This is a genomic window from Shinella sp. M27, assembly GCF_049199905.1.
Taxonomy (GTDB): domain Bacteria; phylum Pseudomonadota; class Alphaproteobacteria; order Rhizobiales; family Rhizobiaceae; genus Shinella.
This window is the reverse complement of record NZ_JBLZPK010000074.1, coordinates 79,181-97,082: the sequence shown is the minus strand read 5'-3', so window position 1 is coordinate 97,082 and position 17,902 is coordinate 79,181. Positions and strand designations below refer to the sequence as shown.

Below are 17,902 nucleotides of genomic sequence, written 5' to 3'. Positions count from 1 at the left end.
CGCTGCCCGAACCGATCTCGACCTTGGAGGCGAACGTCGCCTGCGCCCAGCCAAGCAGAGCCGACAGCATCTGGCCGGTCTGGTTCGAGTCGTCGTCGATCGCCTGCTTGCCGACGATGATCAGGCCCGGCTGTTCGGCTTCCGCGACGCCCTTGAGGATCTTGGCGACGGCGAGCGGGTCGACGGCATCGTCCGTCTCGACCAGCACGGCGCGGTCGGCGCCCATGGCAAGCGCGGTGCGCAGCGTCTCTTCGGCCTTGGCAGGACCGATCGAAACCACGACCACTTCCTCAGCCTTGCCGGCCTCCTTCAGACGCAGCGCCTCTTCCACGGAGATTTCGTCGAACGGGTTCATCGACATCTTCACATTCGCAAGCTCAACGCCAGAACCATCCGACTTCACGCGGATCTTTACGTTGTAGTCGACGACACGTTTGATGGGCACAAGCAGTTTCATGGAATAGTCCTTGTCGTCAGCAAAGCGTGCGGAAACGATCGGCCATCACGTCGAGAACTTCGTCGGGGTCGCGCTTCCACCAGTTGTTCGCAGAAAAGATCTCGACTTCACAGGGCCCGGCATAGCCTGCATGCTCAACGGCCTTGCGGATCGCCTTGAGATCGGCGACGCCGTCGCCCATCATTCCACGATCAAGCAGGACGTCGCGCGTATCCGCAAGCCAGTCGCAGAGATGATAACCGAAGATCCGGGCCTTGCCGGCTCGTGTCAGCTGAGGATCGAGGCCGCAGTCCCACCAGACATGATAGACATCGACGGCAACGCCGAGATTTGGCGCATCGACGACGTCGCAGATATCGAGAGCATCCCGCACCGTCGTCAGGCAAGATCTGTTGCCAGCATAAACAGGATGAAGCGGTTCGAGCGCCAGTTTGACATTGCACGCCGCCGCATAAGGCGCGAGATCCGCAACGCGATCAGTCACGATCTTCAAGCTTTCGGCTGTCCCCTTCGTTTCGGGATGCACGCCCCCCACCACGATCGTCAGCACAGCAGCCCTGAGCCCGGCAGCCATGTCGATGGAGGCCTTCGCATCGTCGAGAACCGCAACCCTGTCCAAGGCCTCCGTCCCGACGAGAAACGGCGTACGGCAAAGCCCGGCCACGGAAAGGCCCGCTGCCCGCACCCGCTCGCCAAGTTCGATCGCGCGCGTGCCGATCTCCCTGCGCCAGAAGACGATCGAACCGAAACCGCGCGCAGCGCAGGCGTCGATGACACGCTCCGGCGCCCATCCCGCTCCATGACCTTCGAGATTATGGCCGAGGCTGGCGGTGTTCAGCGCCAGTGCGGAATGATCGCTTGAAAAATCACGCATCGTCAGACGCCATAGAGGGCGAGCAGCTTCTTCATGCGCTCGACCGCAAGCTCGGGATCCCGCAGCAGGCCGCACTGGTCGGCAAGGCGGAAGACTTCGACAAAATAGGGCAGCGGTCGCATGGCCTGGGCGCCGTTCAGCATCACGAAATGATCCTGGAAGCCGTTCAGCCAGGCAAGGAAGACGACGCCCGTCTTGTAGTATTGCGTGGGGGCTCGGAAGATAAGGCGCGCGAGCGGCACGGTCGGATCGAGCGTCGCGCGGAAGGCCGCCCTATCGCCCTTGCCCAACTGCTCCACCGCGTAAGCCGCAGCCGGCGCAAGCGGATCAAAGATGCCAAGCAAAGCGTGCGAAAACCCCGCATCATCGCCTTCGATCAATTCCGGATAATTGAAGTCGTCGCCCGTATACATTTTCACCCCGGCCGGAAGGCGGCGGCGCATGACGATCTCCTTCTCCTTGTCGAGAAGGGAAATCTTAATGCCGTCCACCTTGGCCGCGTTCGCTTCGATGACGGCAAGCGCCGTCTGCATGGCGGGCTCGAATGCCTCGTAGCCCCAATAGCCGGCAAGCTGCGGGTCGAACATGTCGCCGAGCCAATGTAGGATCACCGGCTCGTCGCAGGCAGCGAGCACATCGGAATAAACCTTGAGATAGTCCTCCGGCCCTTTCGCGACGCGCACGAGAGCGCGAGACGCCATGAGGATGAGGCGACCGCCGAGCTTCTGGATAGCGTCAGCCTGCTCCAGATAGGCCCGGCGCACATCGTCCAGACTTTTCACCGATGCGAGGTCCAGGTGATCCGTGCCGCAGCCATTGGCGACGAGGGCATCCGGAAGCTCCTCGCGCGTGCGGCGGATCAGTTCCAGCGCACCGGGCCAATCGAGCCCCATGCCGCGCTGCGCCGTATCCATCGCCTCTGCAATGCCGAGCCCAAGACCGGCGAGGTAACGGCGGAATTCCATCGTCTTCGCCCAATCCACCGTGGCACGCCCGGAGGGGTCGTTCGCGGTAAAGGGATCAGCGACGACATGGGCGGCGGAATAGACCACGCGCGCGGGATTTTCGCTAAGCGTTGCGGCCGCAATCGGCGTTCCGGTCAGAGCATATTCGCTACGGCGACCGGCGGTATCGGGAAGGACGATATTCATCGAAAGAACCTCAGAAGCGCGGGACAAGCATGCCGGCATCAGCCGGGATCGACAGTCCGGTTGTGTAGGGGAGCCGGCCGTTCGCGAGAGACGCGATCAATGTGCCGACCTCAGCCGGCTCGCCGACACGCGGGAAAAGCGTCAGACCCTGAGCCGCTCGATCGCGATAGGCCTCGATGACGGGTGCGGTCATCTCGGTGGCAATCAGGCCCGGCTGGACATCATAGACGGCAATGTTTTCCCGCCCGAGCCGTACGGCGAGCGCCTTTGACACCATCGAGGCCGCAGCCTTCGAGGCGCAATATTCCGAGCGCTGCTCCGCCACAGCAACGGCATTGGACGATGTGACATTGACGATCGAATGGAAGAGTGGCGCGCGCGCTCGGGCCAGCAAGCGGCGCGCGAAGGCCTGGCTCAAAAAGAACAGGGCCTTCGCGTTGATGGAAATGCACCGGTCCCAGCTTTCTTCCGAGACTTCCAGCATGTCGCCGCGCTTGAGCACACCGACACCGGCATTGTTGACCAGAGTCGTCAGCGGTCCGAGCTTCTCCTCGACGGCATCCAGTGCTGCTTCGTGGGCACCGATAGCGCCCACATCGAACGGGGCGGCCGCCACCGGAACACCCAGGGCGGCAATGCGGGCAACCGCAGCCGCCAGTTCGGCATCATCCGCCGGTCCGTTGACGGCGATTGCAAAACCTTCCTTTGCCAAGGCCTCGGCGACGGCGAGCCCGATACCGCGCGAAGAGCCTGTGACGAGCGCAACCGCCCTGGCAGACGCGGCACTCATGCCCGTGCACCCTTTTTCAGGAGTTCGCGTGCGATGATCATGCGCTGGATCTGGTTGGTGCCTTCATAGATCTGGGTGATCTTCGCATCGCGATAAAGGCGCTCCACCTCGAAACCGCGGATGTAGCCGGAGCCACCAAAAACCTGAACGGCATCGGCGGTGCGCTGTACGGCCACGTCGGCGGCAAAACATTTTGCAATGGAGCAGGCTTTTGTCGCATCCGCCCCGCTGTCGATCTTCGACGCGGCGGAATGGACGAGCAGACGCGCAGCCTCGATATCCTTCGCCATGTCGGCAAGCAGCCATTGCACACCCTGGAAATCGGAAATCGCCTTACCGAACTGCTTGCGCGTGCCGGCATAATCAAGGGCCGCCTCGAGGCCGGCCTGCGCGATGCCGACGGCGAGCGAGGCTATGCCGACGCGCCCCTTGTCCAGCACTGACATCATCATATGGAAGCCACGGCCTTCCGTGCCGAGCAGGGTATCGGCCGGCAGGCGCACGTCCGTGAAGTTCAGCGCACCGACTTGGCTGGCGCGCTGTCCCATCTTGTGTTCCTTGGGCCCTTTCTCGACACCGGCCGAATGCAGATCGACAATGAAGATCGACATGCCGCGGTTGCCGGCTTCCTTGTCGGTGCGGGCCAGCACAAAGCCGTAGTCGGCTACCGGGGCGTTGTGGATCCAGATCTTGCCGCCGTTCAGCCGCCAGCCGTTTCCGTCACGCTCGGCCGCGGTGCGGATGCCCGAAACGTCGGTGCCCGCCTCCGGCTCGGTGATGCAATAGGCAACCTTCGAGCGCATGCCGAGGATTTCGGGCAGTAGCGCCCGCTGGCTTTCCGTGCCGTGGCGGACCAGCAGGCTCGAAATAAGCTCGACTAGGCCGCACTGATCCGCAACTGAAGCATATCCCCGGCTGAGTTCCTCCATGACAAGCGCATAGGTGAGCGTGTCGAAACCCGGCCCACCCAGAGCCTCCGGCACACCGATGCCGAAGAGGCCAAGCTTGGCCATCTCGTCGTAGAGATCAGCGGGGAAGCGCTCCTCCCTGTCGAGTTCCTCAGCCAAGGGTCGGATTGTTTCGTCAGCAAAGGCACGCGCCATTTCGCGCACCTGCTCCTGCGTTTCGGTGAGATACATCTGCCTCGTCTCGCAACTAGTAACTATCTGGTTACATACATTCTGCCCTAGACAGACGTCAAGACGGAAAAAATCGCGAAGGCGAAATGTAGCTGCTTGCGCAGCCGTTTGGCTGCGTGCATATTATTCACTATTCAGTTACTTAGGGAGGAAAACATGCACCCGGGAGAAAAGCGGAAATTTGGCAGGACGGATCTCGAAGTCACAGCCTTTGGCTTCGGAACCGCGCCGCTGGGAAACATTTTCCGCGAGATCGACGAGGCGACATCGCAGGAAATGTTTGCTCATGCCTGGGAGGCTGGTGTGCGATTCTTCGACACGGCGCCGATGTATGGCCATGGCCTTGCCGAACTGCGGACCAGCCATGCCCTGCGCTGGAAAAACCGGGACGACTTCGTGCTCGCCTCCAAGGTCGGGCGACTGCTGCGCCCGGCGCGACGCGACACGATCGACTTCGCGCCCTGGACGAATGCCGCGCCCTTCACCATGCATTTCGACTACAGCTACGATGGCACCATGCGCGCCTTCGAAGACAGCCTACAACGGCTCGGGCTGGAGCGGATGGATATGTGCTTCATACACGACATCGACGTTTTCACGCGCGGGAGCGAGCAGCCAGAGGTATTCGAGCAGGCGATGGATGGCGCCTGGCGAGCGCTGGAACGACTGCGCTCGGAGAAGGTCGTGAAGGCGATCGGCGTCGGCGTCAATGAATGGGAAGTTTGCCACGAAGCGCTTCTACGCCACGACTTCGACTGCTTCCTGCTGGCCGGGCGCTATACGCTGCTCGAACAGGAAGCGCTGGATGCCTTCCTGCCGCTTTGCGAGCAACGCGGCGCGGCAGTCGTCGTGGGCGGCGGCTTCAACTCCGGCATTCTCGCGACCGGCGCCAGAGAGGGTGCGAAATACAACTACGCGCCGGCACCCCGCGATATCATGGAAAAAGTCGCGAAGATCGAAGCCGTTTGCGCGGAGCATGGCGTACCACTGGCCGCAGCTGCCCTGCAATTCGTCGTGGCCCATCCTGCCGTCCCTTCCTTCATGGCGGGTACACGCACCATCCAGCAGCTGGATCAGAATCTTGCCTGGTTCTCCCATCCCATCCCGGGCGACTTCTGGGCCGACCTGAAGAAGAAAGGCCTGCTGCGCGAGGATGCCCCGGTTCCGGCGTGATGTGGAATCAGCCCGCGCGGCAAGGGCGGCGCGGGCAACCCTAACGTATGAGGATTGCCCTGAAATCGTTGACGTTGGTGCCTGTCGGACCCGGCACGAACAGGTCGTCCAGCAGGTCAAACGCCGTCCAGGCGTCATTACCGGCGAGTAGGGCTGCGGGATCCACACCTAAACCGCGCAAGCGCTTCATGCTGGTGCCATCAGCAAACGCACCCGCATTGTCCTCCGAACCATCGATCCCATCCGTATCGGCAGCGAGCGCCACAAAGGAAACGCCCTCGCCAGCAAGCGCGAGCGACAGCAGAAACTCCGTATTGCGCCCGCCCTTGCCACGTCCCTTGATCGTCACCGTTGTCTCCCCGCCCGAGAGAATGACGACCGGACGCGAGAACGGGCGGCTGCGGCTGGCGACTTCACGGGCGATGGCCGCGTGCACGCGCGCAACGTCACGCGCCTCCCCCTCGATACTATCCGACAGGATGACGGCAGGTACGCCAAGCGCCGCCGCCCGTTGCGCAGCGGCTTCCAGTGAGAGACGGGCGGAAGCGATGACCTGTACCTCGTGCGTGGCAAAAACCGGATCGGCCGGTGATGGCGGTTCTCCCTCATTTCCGCCAAGCCAGGCCTCGATCGCCGGCGGCAGCGTAATGCCCCACGTCTTTACCAGTGCCCGTGCCTCCTCGCGGTCACCCGCATCCGGCACCGTCGGCCCACTCGCCACTTGCGCGGGATCATCGCCCGGCACATCGGAGACGACGAGCGTCACGACCTTCGCCGGATGGCAGGCGGCAGCAAGCCGTCCGCCCTTGATAGCGGAGACCTGCTTGCGGATGGCGTTCATAACGAAAATCGGCGCCCCGCTCTCAAGAAGCGCGCTGTTCAGCGCTGCCTCATCCTCCAGGGTCAGGTCACCGGGCGGCGCAGGAAGAAGTGCGGACCCGCCGCCACAGATCAGGGCAACGACGAGATCATCCGTGGAAAGCCCTTTAACGGCATCGAAAAGTGCCTGCGTGGCAGCAAGGCCCGCCGCATCGGGTACGGGATGTGCCGCCTCGAGCACACGAATGCGCCGACAGGGCGCAGCATAACTGTAGCGCGTGACCACGACACCTTCCAGCGGGCCATCCCAAAGGCGTTCGAAAGCCGCAGCAAGCTGCGCGGCACCTTTCCCGGCGCCGATGACAACAGTCCACCCCTTGGGCCGGGCAGGCAGATATGCACTCAGCGCCTTTTCTGGATCGGCGGCCTCGACCGCGGAACGGAAGAGTTCCGAGAGGAAGTTCTTGTCTTCGGGCTTCATGAGACCGCCATGGATACAGGATGTCGGATGGCTGGGCGCTAATTGCCGAAGCGCGCTGGCCGCTTCTGCTTGTAGGCAGAAAGCCCTTCCGTCAGATCTTTGGAGTCTGCCGCCACGGCGCCGGCCAGAACCTCCAGGACCCGCTCGCTTTCTTCGCCCTCAGCAGCGTTGATCAGCATCTTCGTCAACTCGGTGGCACGCGGCGAGCGTTTCAGCACCCGCGCCGCAGCGGCTTCTGCCGTCGCAGCCCCCTCGCCGGTTGCAACGACCTGATCGACGAGGCCGAGCGCAAGCGCTTCCTGCGCCGTATAAACCTCGCCGAAAAGCGCCATGCGGCGAACAAGCTGCGAGCCAAAGCGGCGCGATGCGCGCTGCGTGCCGGACCAGCCGGGAATGATGCCGAGGCCGGGTTCCGGCTGACCGATCTTCACATGCTCCTCGGCGATACGCAGATCGGCGCAGGCAGCAAGCTCCAGTCCACCCCCGAGCGCGTGACCGTTCAGCACCGCGATCAACGGCACGGTGAGACGCGCCAGTGCGTCAAAGGCACCATGCCCGTCACGCAGCCAGCGGCGTGAAAATGTTTCGGCGTCGAGGCTGCTCCAGGCCTCGATATCCCCACCCGCACAGAAGGACTTGCCGCCCTCGCCCGTAACGATCGCGACCCTGGCCTCCGAGCGCTCGATGATACGGCACGACTGCAGCACGGCATCGATCATATCCTCATCGATCGCATTCAGCTTTTCCGGACGCCGCAGGGTGATCCGTGCGATCTGACCGTCGATGGAAAGCTCGAGGCGCGGATCACTCACAACGCTAATCCCATGGTTTCCGCGCGAAACAGCGCATCGTCCATCACCTTGAGCATCTTGGAGACCCTCAGTGGCGTCGCGGCCTGATCCAGGACATCGCGCTGGAGGTCGAGACCCGGGGCGAGTTCGGTCACGACCAGCCCATCCGTATCAAGCGCGATCACGCAACGCTCCGTGACATAAGTGATCTCCTGCCCCTGCGCACGGGCGCGCTTGCCGGAGAAACTGACCTGATCCACCTCTTCCACGAACTTGGCGATGCGGCCCTCCTTGTCGATCACCAGGCGACCGTCCTCGACATGCATCTTGGCACCGGCATTGAAATTGCCGGAGAAGACGATCTTTTTCGCGCGCGAGGTAATGTCGACGAAGCCGCCGGCGCCGGCGGTACGATGCGGCGTCGCCGCGAGACGACTGACGTTGACGGAACCCTCGGCGTCAATCTCCAGGAAGGACAAGAGCGAGCAATCGAAGCCGCCAGCCTGGAAGTAGCAGAATTGATGCGGCGACGCGACGAAAGCCTCGGCATTGGAGGCGCAGCCGAACTTGAAATCGAGCAGCGGCACGCCGCCGACAGCCCCCTGTTCGATGACCCAGGTCACCTTGCCGTGCAGTCCTTCCTCGATGAGGATACGCGGTACATTGGCCGAAATTCCGAAGCCGATATTGACGGCCCAGCCGTCTTTCAGCTCTTGCGCCACGCGACGAGCGATGACCTTGCCGACATCGAGCTCCGGCAGTCGGAACGTTTCGAGCGGGCGGAATAGCTCACCCGAGATCGCCGGATCATAGGGGGTCGCCGTGGTCTGCAGCTGGTCTGGTGCCTCGACGATCACGTCGACGAGAATACCCGGTACCCGCACATCATGCGGACGCAACGTTCCGCTCGCCGCCACGCGCTTGACCTGCGCGATGACAAGACCGCCGGAATTGCGTGCCGCAAGCGCCATTTCCATCGCGCCGAGGGTCGCGCCCTCCTGCTCGAAGGTGAGATTACCCTTCTCGTCGGCCGTCGTTGCACGAATGATCGCGACATCGGGGCGGATCGCCGGAAAATGCAGCCAGTCCTCGCCCTCGAAGGCAACACGCTTGACGAGCGGCGCAGCGCGCGCGCTGGCATTCATCGCGCAGCCATCCTGATCGGGATCGACGAATGTTTCCATGCCGACCTTGGTCAAAACGCCGGGGCGCTTGGCAGCGCCTTCGCGCAACATGTCGAAGACGATGCCGGAGGGCACGTTCCAGGCGGCAAGCTCCTCTTTCAGGATCATCTGCCAGATGAGCGGCGGCTCGGCATTGCTCGGCCCGGAGGGATAGGAACCGCCGATGATCTTCACCAGCATGCCGGGCTTGGCGATGTGATCTACACCACGCGTGCCGAAGAAATCGCCTGCGGCAATCGGGTGGATGGAGGTAAGGCCACGCGGATGGCCCTCGCTGTCGAAGCGCTCGCCGAGTGCCCTCAGCACGGCATCCGGGCAGCAGAGGCCGGAGGAAGAATTCACAGCGACGACCGCCCCATCCCTGACGAGCTTGGCCGCCTCCTGCGCAGTCTTCACCTTCTTCATCGCCGATATCTCCGTTCCCAATTGCATTAAGTAACTAACTAGTTATAGATTAATCACGACTAAGGCAATCCGGCAAGCGAGATTTTCGCGTTGGGTGGCAATCAAGACGCGGGTATATTCGCCCCGCCAAGGAGGAGGCATGAACATCTATTTCCAGAAGCGTTTTCAGCGCGGTTTCGGCACCTATCCCCTGAAGGGAGACGAGCTCAGACAGGCTGTCGATGCCGCAATCGAAGCCGGATACCGGGCGTTCGACACGGCACAGATGTATGGCAACGAGGCCGATACGGGGGCAGCACTCGCCGCTTGCGGCGTGGCGCGTGCGGACCTCTGCATCACCACGAAGGTTCATCCGGACAACTACTCAGAGGAAAAATTCCTGCCATCCGTCGAGGCAAGCCTGAAGGCGCTACGGATCGACCGCGTGGATGCGCTTCTGCTGCATTGGCCGCCCGTCGGTGGCGACGTTGCCCCGTCCTTGCGCCTGTTGCAATCAGCTAGAGATCGCGGCCTCGCAGACACAATCGGCGTCTCGAACTATACAGCGCGGATGATGCATGTGGCTCGCACCGTGGTCGATGGGCCGCTCGTCACCAATCAGGTGGAATTCCACCCACTCGTCGACCAGAGGAAACTCCTTGCCGCTGCATCGGAGACAGGCATACCGCTTTCATCCTACGCATCGATCGCGCGGGGCGAAGTGTTCAAGCACGCTCTCTTTGCCGAGATCGGTCAGACTTACGGCAAATCTGCCGCGCAGGTCGTGCTCCGCTGGATTCTTCAGAAAGGCGTGCCCTTGAACACCATGTCGACGAAGCCGGAAAACATTCGGGCAAATTTCGACATCATGGATTTTACGCTGTCGTCCATCGACATGGACCGGATCGATACCCTGAACGCCACCGGCTATCGAATCATCAAGCCGGGACAGCTCCCCTGGGTTCCCGAATGGGATTGACGCAAAAGGGCGGCCGCAAGGCCGCCCTTCTCATTTGCAGTCCGTGGCCGATCAGGCGTTGCCGCGGATCATGTCCGATGCCTTTTCCCCGATCATGATCGTCGCCGCATTGGTGTTTGAGCCGACGAGGCTCGGCATGGCAGAGCTGTCGCAGATGCGGATACCATCCAGTCCGTGGACACGCAGCTGCGGATCGACCACCGACATCTCGTCCCGCCCCATCTTGCAGGTGCAGGTCGGATGGTAGGACGTGCGGCCATATTGGCGCGCATAGGCCACGTAGTCTTCGTGCGTGCGCACATTGCGGTCCGGGAAATGCAGCGCTTTGATATGCTTCTGAAGCGAAGCCTGGGCGAAAATCTCCTGGCTGATCTTCACGCCCTCGACGGAAATCTTCACGTCATCCGGGTCGGCGAGGAAATTCGGATCGACGACCGGCAACGCACGCGGATCGGCCGACCGAAGGCTGACCGTACCGCGTGACTTCGGTCGCAGCGTGTAGGAATTCAGCGTGATGCCGGAGGAGCCTTTCGGCACGCCGGGAACGCCGGCCTCTGCGCCTGCACCCGCGAGGAAATGGAACTGCAGGTCGGGCGTCGGGTTCGCCTTGTCGCCATACCAAAATGCGCCCCCCTCCACGACATTCGACGTGATGGGGCCGGAATTGAACAACGTGTATTGAAGGCCCGCCCAGATCGACCAGTGCAGCTTGTTGTACTTGTCGAGACTGTCGTGGTTCTTCAGCTCGGCAACGATGTCGACGCCGAAATGATCCTGCAGATTCTGCCCGACACCCGCCATGTCCTGCACGACGTCGATGCCATGGCTGCGCAGGTGATCTGCAGGGCCGATACCCGACAACATCATCAGCTTTGGCGTACCAATGGCACCTGACGTGACAAGCACTTCGCTGTCAGCCCGGGCGATCGTGCTTTTTCCATCGGCGATATATTCGACGCCAACGGCGCGGCGTCCTTCGAAGACGATGCGCAGGACAAGCGCACCCGTGACAACCTCTAGGTTCGGTCGCTTGAGAGCCGGCCGCAAGTAGCCGACTGCTGCCGAACAACGCCGATTGTTGCGCGTCGTCGTCTGATAAACGCCGGCGCCTTCCTGCACGAGGCCATTGAAATCGGGGTTATAGGGTATGCCCGCCTCCTGGCAGCTCTGCACGAAGGCACGCGTCATGCGCTGGGGCTCGGGGATGTTCGAGACGCCGAGCGGACCATCCGTGCCGTGCCAGGCACCGGAGAGGATCGAATTGCCCTCCGAGCGCAGGAAATACTTCTGGATGTCCTTGAAGCCCCAGCCTTCCGCTCCCTCCTCGACCCAACGGTCATAGTCGCCGGGCACGCCGCGGGTGAAAACCTCGGCGTTGATCGAAGAGCCGCCGCCAAGCACCTTGGCCTGCGCATAAAGGATCTCGCGGTTGTTGGCATGCTTCTGGGGGGCCGTCTTCAAACCCCAGGTCAACGGCCCCGTCGTCATCTTGGCAAAACCGACGGGCATATGGATGAGCGGATTGGTATCGCGCCCGCCGGCCTCGATCAGGCAAACCCGAATGGACGGGTTTTCCGAAAGCCGGGCAGCCAGCACGCAGCCGGCGGATCCGCCGCCGACGATGACATAATCATAGCCAGCCGACATCATGCAATCCAATGCGAACGCTTGCCGATCTCGACATGAACGGACTTCACCTGCGTATACTCCTCCACCCCGTAGATACCGGCCTCACGACCCCAACCGGATTGTTTGAAGCCACCAAGCGGCATTTCGGGGCCGCCCGCCATGATCGTGTTGACCCAGAAACGCCCCGCACGAACCCGGCGGCTCACCGTCAGCGCCTTATCGATATTCTTCGTCCAGACGCTCGCCGCAAGCCCATAAACGGTGTCGTTCGCACGCTGAATGGCTTCTTCCACCGTATCGAAATGCATGGAGCACAGAACCGGCCCGAAAATCTCGTCGCGTGCAATCGCCATGTCTCGCGAAACGCCGGAGAAGAGCGTCGGTGCGATATACTGGCCGCGTCCGAGATCGATGGCCTCTCCCCCCGTAAGCAACTTTGCACCGGCGGCCTTGCCTTGGGCGATATAGTCGAGGATCGTCGCGTTCTGCGCTTCCGTGGTGATGGCGCCGACCTGTGTACGCTCATCGAGCGGATCGCCGACCCGGATCTTTTTCATCTTTTCGACGAGCAGTTTTTCGAACTCGGCGGCAACCGAGCGCTCTACGATCAGGCGCGAAGACGAGACGCAGCACTGCCCGGTGTTGAAGCTGATACCGAAGGCCGCGCCATCGGCAGCATCTTCAAGATCGGAATCCGCAAAGACGATGATCGGATTCTTGCCGCCAAGCTCGAGGCCGAGCTTCTTGAAATTGCTGTCGGCGGCGGCATGCACACAGGAACGGCCGACGGCGGTCGAGCCGGTGAAGGAGAGCATATCGACATCAGGATGTTCGGAAAGCGCCTGGCCGATCGTGCGGCCGGAGCCGGTAACGATGTTGTAGACACCGGCAGGAAGGCCCGCCTCGGCCAGCACTTCGGCAAGCAGGAGCGTCGTCGCGGCTGTGACTTCCGAGGGCTTCACGACCATCGTGCATCCGGAAGCCAGGATGAAGGGCACGCGTTCGCACAGGATCAGGAACGGGAAGTTCCACGGCGTGATCAGGCCGACGACGCCGATCGGCTCACGCAGCACCATGCCGAACAGATCGTCGCCAAGCGAATTGAAGCTATCGCCATGCAGCATGCGGGCCGCACCGGCACCGACTTCGAAGCAGGCGATGCAATGGTCGATCTCACCGCGTGCCTGGGAAATCGGCTTGCCGTTTTCCAACGCTTCCCAGTAGGCGATCTCGTCGCGACGGCGACGCAGGATTTCGGCGACGCGCAGCAGGACGCTGCCGCGCGCGGCACCCGAAAGGCCGGCCCAGCGGCGGTCCTCGAAGGCGCGGCGCGCCGCAGCGACGGCGGCGTTCAGGTCATCGACCGTGCAGCGAACCGTCCGCGTGACTGGTGTCCCGTGGCCTGGCGACGTGCGTTCGAAGTGCTCCGTCCCGTCCTTCCACTCGCCATCAACAAAAAAGCCGAAGGCGCGCGCTGCGGTCGGGGCAGAAAGGAACTGGTTTTTCTGGTCCATGGGATAGCTCCACTTCGATAGGTCTTACGCCGCGATGGCGATCTGGGTCTTCAGGTCCCGCGGCCGATTACCGAGGGTTTCGAAAGCCTCCTGGATAGTGTCCAGGGAAAAGCTCGCCTTGGTGAAATCATCCGTGCGGAATCGGCCGTGCGACAGGAGGGTCAGCGCATCGTGCATATCCTGCCCCATGCCGGCAACCGACCCCTTGAGGCCCCCCTCCTCCAGAACGGTCCGGAGGATATCGACCGGAACCGTTTCACCCGGCGCGGTGATACCGAAAAAGGCGACATGTCCGCCGCGGCGCGTCAGGTCAAAAGCCTGTTCATAGAGCTTTCGATTGCCGACGCTCTCGATGACGAGATCCGCCCCGCGCCCGCCGGTCATCCGAAGCACGGTCGCTTTCAAATCCGCCGGATCGGAGACCGCGGCGTCCGCTCCGGCGTCAAGCGCCATGCGGCAGCGATCGGGCGACAGATCGACCACGATGATCGGCGCCACACCGACGAGCCGCATCATCTGCACATGCAGATTGCCGATCGGTCCGGCACCGAAGATCACGACGGACTGCCCGAACCCTACAGCAGCCTTGCGCGCGGCGCGAACGACACAGGCAACCGGCTCGGTAAGAGCAAGTACCTCGTCGGGAATACCGGTCTCGACTGGGATTGCAAGACGCGCAGGCACGGCGACGAATTCGGCAAAGGCCCCATCCCGGCCGATGCCTACCTGGGTGACCTCGGTGCAGTTCAGCACCTCGTTGCGACGGCACCAGAAGCAGGTGCCGCAACCGATATTGATATCCACGACGACGCGCGTACCCACCGCAAGGTGGCGCACATTCGCACCGCGCACCGCGATCGTTCCGCAGAATTCATGACCGGGGATTAACGGAAGTTTGTCCGCGGCGTAGTGGCCGTTGAAAATATGCACATCCGTGCCGCAGATGCCCGTCCGTGTCACCTGGACCAGAACATCCTCGGGGCCGATGGTCGGCACCGGAACGTCGCGGAGTTCAAAACGCTTCGGTGCAGTCAGGACAGCGGCGCGCATAGTATTCATCGCCATCCCTCACTTCACCGTGCGCAGTTTGGCGCGGTCGATCGTCAGTGCGATGGCAACGATCAGGACGAAACCGAAGACGATCTGCTGACGCGTGGCATCGATCTCGAAATAGAGCATCGAGGCGCGGATGACGGCAACGATAAGCGTGCCGATCACCGTATTGACCACACCGCCGACACCGCCCGTCAGCGGTGTGCCGCCGACAAGAACCGCAACGATGGCCGGCAGCAGGAAGCCGTTGGCGATGGTCGGCGCGCCGCCGGAAAGTTTGACCGCGAAGAGCAGGCCGGCGATGGCGGCAAGGGCACCGGAAATCGCAAAAGCCAGAATCTTGTAACGCGCAACGTTGAGGCCGGACGCGGCCGCCGCAAGTTCGCCGGCACCGACGGCTTTCAGGGCGCGACCGAGCGTCGTCCGCCGTTCGATGAAAAGGCAAATCGCGACGAGTACGGCGGCGATGAGCAATTCATGCGGGATGCCCCATGTATGACCGATCATCCAGCCGAAGGTTTCGTTGCGCTGCGTCGCATCCATGTTGAGCGCCCGCTGGCCAGAAAGCCATTGCGCAATCGAGAAGGCGACGCCGCCGACGGCGAGCGTCGAAATGAAGGAGGGCACGAAAAGGCGCGTCGTCACGTAGCCGGAGAGCATGCCCAGCAGAAAACCCGCGAGCACGCAGAGCACTGCGACCCACGCCCCCATCGACGCGAGATAGACCGAGGCGACGACCGTCACCATATTGGCCATGGACTGGGCCGACAGATCGATGCCGCCGATATAGATGGCAAAGGTCAGCCCGAGCGCCATGATGAACAGCGGTACGATATCGCCGGCGATGCCGAGCAAGTTCGAAGGACGCAGGAAACCCGGATCGTTGATGCCGACGATGGCGATGAGCACGACCAGCGTGATCCAGGGCAGGTGCGGTTTGAGGCGCTGAATATCCATTTGTCCCTCAGATCATGTAGTGCAGCAGGTCGAAGGGCGTGGGCTTAGCGCCCGGCTCGCAGGCGAATTGCTTCTGCATGCGCCCGTCCTTGACGACGATGATGGTGTGCGACAGGCCGATCGCCTCTTCCAGCGTATCGGCGACGAGCACGATTCCGACACCTGCCGCGCTCATCGCGCGGATCATGTCGTAGACGTCTTCTTTCGCCCCGATGTCGAGGCCGCGTGTCGGGTGGTCGAGCAGCATGATATCGGAGCCGCCGGAACGCCACTTGGCGAGCACGACCTTCTGCTGGTTGCCGCCCGAAAGATTGCCGCAATCGGCAAACTCCGAATGCGCCTTGATCGAGAGCTTCTTGATCCAGTCGCGCGCCAGGGCGCGCTCTTCGGCAACCCGCAGAACGCCGCTACTCGAATGGTTCCGCATCTGCGAGAGCGTCATGTTCTCGTAGACATTCATGCCGGCAACAATGCCTTCGATCTTGCGCTCGCGCGGCACATAGCCGACGCCATGCGCGACGGACTGACGCGGCGAATAGCCATTCGCGTTGGCACCCTTGATCTTCAACTGGCCGGTCACGGGCGTCAGCATGCCGTAAATCGTGCGGAGAATTGCCTCGCGCCCGGAACCTTCCGTACCGACAAGGCAAAGAACCTCCCCGGCATGCACCTTGAACGAAATATCCTGGATACGGCCCGGCAGCCCGACACCCACCATCTCTGCCAGTACTTTCGACTGATCGAAGGGCTGTTGCAGATGCTCGCGGTAATACTGCTTGTCGACGTTACGGCCGACCATCTTGTGCTGGATCGCCTCGGCTGTGGCGCCGCCGCGTTCAACCACATCGACGACCTCGCCGTCTTTCATGACGTAGATGCGATCGGAAAGCTCCATCACCTCGTCCATGCGGTGCGAGACGAAGATGAAGGAGGCACGGGTCGTCAGTTCCCGGACAAGCTTGAAGAGTAGCGCCACCTCGTCCTTTGAAAGAACGGACGTCGGCTCGTCGAGCAGGATGACGAGATCGCCCTTCACGCGCTCTTCCAGCGTCAGAACCTTAGCCAACTCGACGAGCTGGCGCTGGACGAACGAGAGCTTCGACGTCACCATCCCAGGATCGATATCGAGTTTCACCTTGGCGAGCTGTGCCTTGGCCGCATTCGCCATCGCCTTCCAGTCGACCACGCCGAAGCGTACGAACTGACGCTCGTAGCCAAGGAAGATATTCTCCATGACCGTCAGGTTTGGGATCAAGGACTGTTCCTGGAACACCATCCCGATGCCCTTCTCCATCGCCTGACGCGGATTGGCGAAGCGGACGGATGTGCCGTTGATGAGAACCTGACCGCCATCCGGCTGGTAAGCGCCGTAGATGACCTTCATCAAAGTGGACTTGCCAGCACCGTTTTCGCCTACGAGGCCGACGATTTCGCCACGCTTGATGTGGAAGTTGATGGATTTCAGCGCATGGACGCCCGGGAATTTCTTGTCGACGGATTTGAGTTCGTACATGACGCGCCTCACTTCACGAAGGAAACCATCTTGCGGTCGGTGGAAAGCACCACGGCAAGAATGACGAGGAGGCCCAGCACGCCGTCCTGGAGGAAATCGGGCAGGCCGATAACGACCATGCCATTGTCGATGACATTGACGATGAGCACACCGACGAGCGCGTTCCACACACCACCGATGCCACCCCAGAGCGCCACACCGCCGACGACCACCGAGGTGATAGAAACGAACATGAAGTTCGCGCCGGTCACGGATTCCGCCTGCCCGATGCGGGCCACGACGAGGATCGCGGCGATGGCATAGAAGACACCGGCCAGCGCAAAGCCCGTGACACGCACACGTGTCACATTGAGCCCCGAGGCGTGCGCGAGATCCTCACCACCGCCAACGGCGTAGAAGTTGCGGCCCAGCGTCGTGTGCGTCTGGATGAACCAGCCGATGAAGAGGAAGAACGCCGCGATGTAGATCATCAGCGGAAAACCGAGCCAGCGGACCGTAAGCAGGCCGCGGAACGTCGCATCGCTCACCTTCACGATATCGCCACCGGTGAGCAGGATTGCCGCCCCCGTACCGACAAAGCCCATGGCAAGGCTGGCCATGAAGGACGGAATTTTCAATTTCACATGCACCAGCCCGTTCAAAAGCCCGATCAGGCCACCGAGAACGAGCACCAGGGGAATAGCAATCCAGCCAAGCCCTGCCAGCGAACCGCCAAGCTGGGCGAAGATGAAAGCGAAGGAAACCGCCGTCAGCGAGACCGTTCCTTCCATGGAAAGGTCGATCGATCCCATGACGATGATGAACGTGACGCCAACGGCAACCATCAGGGCCGGGGCCGCCGCAATCGCGATACGGGCGAAGTTCCGCAACGAAAAGAAGGTCGGGTTGAGCGCGGTGAAAAAGATCACAAGCGCGATCAGCACCAGGAGCGGCGCCCATTTGATCAAGGTTTCGCGCGATAGGCGACGTGTCACGTCAGACACCCCTCTCATGAAATTTCGCAGGAGATGAGGC

General features: G+C 62.0%; 16 protein-coding genes. 2 read left to right on the top strand and 14 right to left on the bottom strand.

Going from position 1 to position 17,902, the window contains the following annotated elements:
• From ACOZK4_RS26465 to ACOZK4_RS26445, 5 genes are all read right to left on the bottom strand, one after another.
• The coding region (locus tag ACOZK4_RS26465; protein WP_421594632.1) for an electron transfer flavoprotein subunit beta/FixA family protein at positions 1-457 on the bottom strand (457 nt) is incomplete at its 3' end.
• A 16-nt stretch (positions 458-473) separates the two neighbouring features.
• Positions 474-1,331: a sugar phosphate isomerase/epimerase family protein gene (locus tag ACOZK4_RS26460; RefSeq protein WP_421594631.1), complete on the bottom strand. Its 858-nt coding sequence runs from the start codon at positions 1,329-1,331 to the stop codon at positions 474-476.
• 2 nt (positions 1,332-1,333) lie between these two features.
• Positions 1,334-2,482, bottom strand: a complete 1,149-nt coding sequence (locus ACOZK4_RS26455; RefSeq protein WP_421594630.1) for a dihydrodipicolinate synthase family protein — start codon at positions 2,480-2,482, stop codon at positions 1,334-1,336.
• Between the two features lie 10 nt (positions 2,483-2,492).
• The gene (locus ACOZK4_RS26450) at positions 2,493-3,272 is read right to left on the bottom strand and encodes a 3-ketoacyl-ACP reductase (RefSeq protein ID WP_421594629.1); all 780 of its coding nucleotides are present in this window, start codon (positions 3,270-3,272) and stop codon (positions 2,493-2,495) included.
• Complete coding sequence (locus ACOZK4_RS26445) at positions 3,269-4,411, bottom strand: acyl-CoA dehydrogenase family protein (protein WP_421594628.1); 1,143 nt, start codon at positions 4,409-4,411, stop codon at positions 3,269-3,271. Before ACOZK4_RS26445 ends, ACOZK4_RS26450 begins: the two co-directional genes overlap by 4 nt.
• A gap of 156 nt (positions 4,412-4,567) precedes the next feature.
• Between ACOZK4_RS26445 and ACOZK4_RS26440 the strand changes: the two genes are divergently transcribed.
• A complete protein-coding gene (locus tag ACOZK4_RS26440; RefSeq protein WP_421594636.1) occupies positions 4,568-5,584 on the top strand; it encodes an aldo/keto reductase in 1,017 nt (338 codons plus the stop codon).
• A gap of 40 nt (positions 5,585-5,624) precedes the next feature.
• Here the strand turns inward: ACOZK4_RS26440 and ACOZK4_RS26435 are convergent, their stop codons facing one another.
• Genes ACOZK4_RS26435 through ACOZK4_RS26425 form a run of 3 tightly spaced genes read right to left on the bottom strand, consistent with a single transcriptional unit; the run spans position 5,625 to position 9,264 of the window.
• A complete protein-coding gene (locus ACOZK4_RS26435) occupies positions 5,625-6,884 on the bottom strand; it encodes a glycerate kinase type-2 family protein (RefSeq protein WP_421594627.1) in 1,260 nt (419 codons plus the stop codon).
• A 38-nt stretch (positions 6,885-6,922) separates the two neighbouring features.
• On the bottom strand, positions 6,923-7,696 hold the full coding sequence (locus ACOZK4_RS26430) for an enoyl-CoA hydratase/isomerase family protein (RefSeq protein WP_421594626.1): 774 nt from the start codon (positions 7,694-7,696) through the stop codon (positions 6,923-6,925).
• On the bottom strand, positions 7,693-9,264 hold the full coding sequence (locus tag ACOZK4_RS26425; RefSeq protein WP_421594625.1) for an acyl CoA:acetate/3-ketoacid CoA transferase: 1,572 nt from the start codon (positions 9,262-9,264) through the stop codon (positions 7,693-7,695). The genes ACOZK4_RS26430 and ACOZK4_RS26425 overlap by 4 nt, the downstream gene beginning before the upstream one ends.
• Positions 9,265-9,358: 94 nt before the next feature.
• On the opposite strand from ACOZK4_RS26425, the gene ACOZK4_RS26420 reads away from it, so the two are divergent.
• On the top strand, positions 9,359-10,222 hold the full coding sequence (locus ACOZK4_RS26420) for an aldo/keto reductase (protein ID WP_421594624.1): 864 nt from the start codon (positions 9,359-9,361) through the stop codon (positions 10,220-10,222).
• 51 nt (positions 10,223-10,273) lie between these two features.
• Here ACOZK4_RS26420 and ACOZK4_RS26415 read toward each other — a convergent pair whose 3' ends face one another.
• From ACOZK4_RS26415 to ACOZK4_RS26390, 6 genes are read right to left on the bottom strand one after another with little or no spacing between them, the layout of a single operon-like run.
• A complete protein-coding gene (locus ACOZK4_RS26415; RefSeq protein WP_421594623.1) occupies positions 10,274-11,869 on the bottom strand; it encodes a GMC family oxidoreductase in 1,596 nt (531 codons plus the stop codon).
• Entirely contained in the window at positions 11,869-13,365 is a 1,497-nt protein-coding gene (locus ACOZK4_RS26410) for an aldehyde dehydrogenase family protein (protein ID WP_421594622.1), read from the bottom strand. The genes ACOZK4_RS26415 and ACOZK4_RS26410 overlap by 1 nt, the downstream gene beginning before the upstream one ends.
• 24 nt (positions 13,366-13,389) lie before the next feature.
• Entirely contained in the window at positions 13,390-14,430 is a 1,041-nt protein-coding gene (locus ACOZK4_RS26405) for a zinc-dependent alcohol dehydrogenase (protein WP_421594621.1), read from the bottom strand.
• A gap of 3 nt (positions 14,431-14,433) precedes the next feature.
• The gene (locus ACOZK4_RS26400) at positions 14,434-15,375 is read right to left on the bottom strand and encodes an ABC transporter permease (RefSeq protein ID WP_421594620.1); all 942 of its coding nucleotides are present in this window, start codon (positions 15,373-15,375) and stop codon (positions 14,434-14,436) included.
• A gap of 7 nt (positions 15,376-15,382) precedes the next feature.
• Positions 15,383-16,888: a sugar ABC transporter ATP-binding protein gene (locus tag ACOZK4_RS26395; protein ID WP_421594619.1), complete on the bottom strand. Its 1,506-nt coding sequence runs from the start codon at positions 16,886-16,888 to the stop codon at positions 15,383-15,385.
• Between the two features lie 8 nt (positions 16,889-16,896).
• Positions 16,897-17,862 carry an ABC transporter permease gene (locus ACOZK4_RS26390; RefSeq protein ID WP_421594618.1) on the bottom strand — a complete coding sequence of 322 codons (966 nt, stop codon included), beginning with the start codon at positions 17,860-17,862 and terminating at the stop codon, positions 16,897-16,899.
• Positions 17,863-17,902 lie beyond the last annotated feature (40 nt).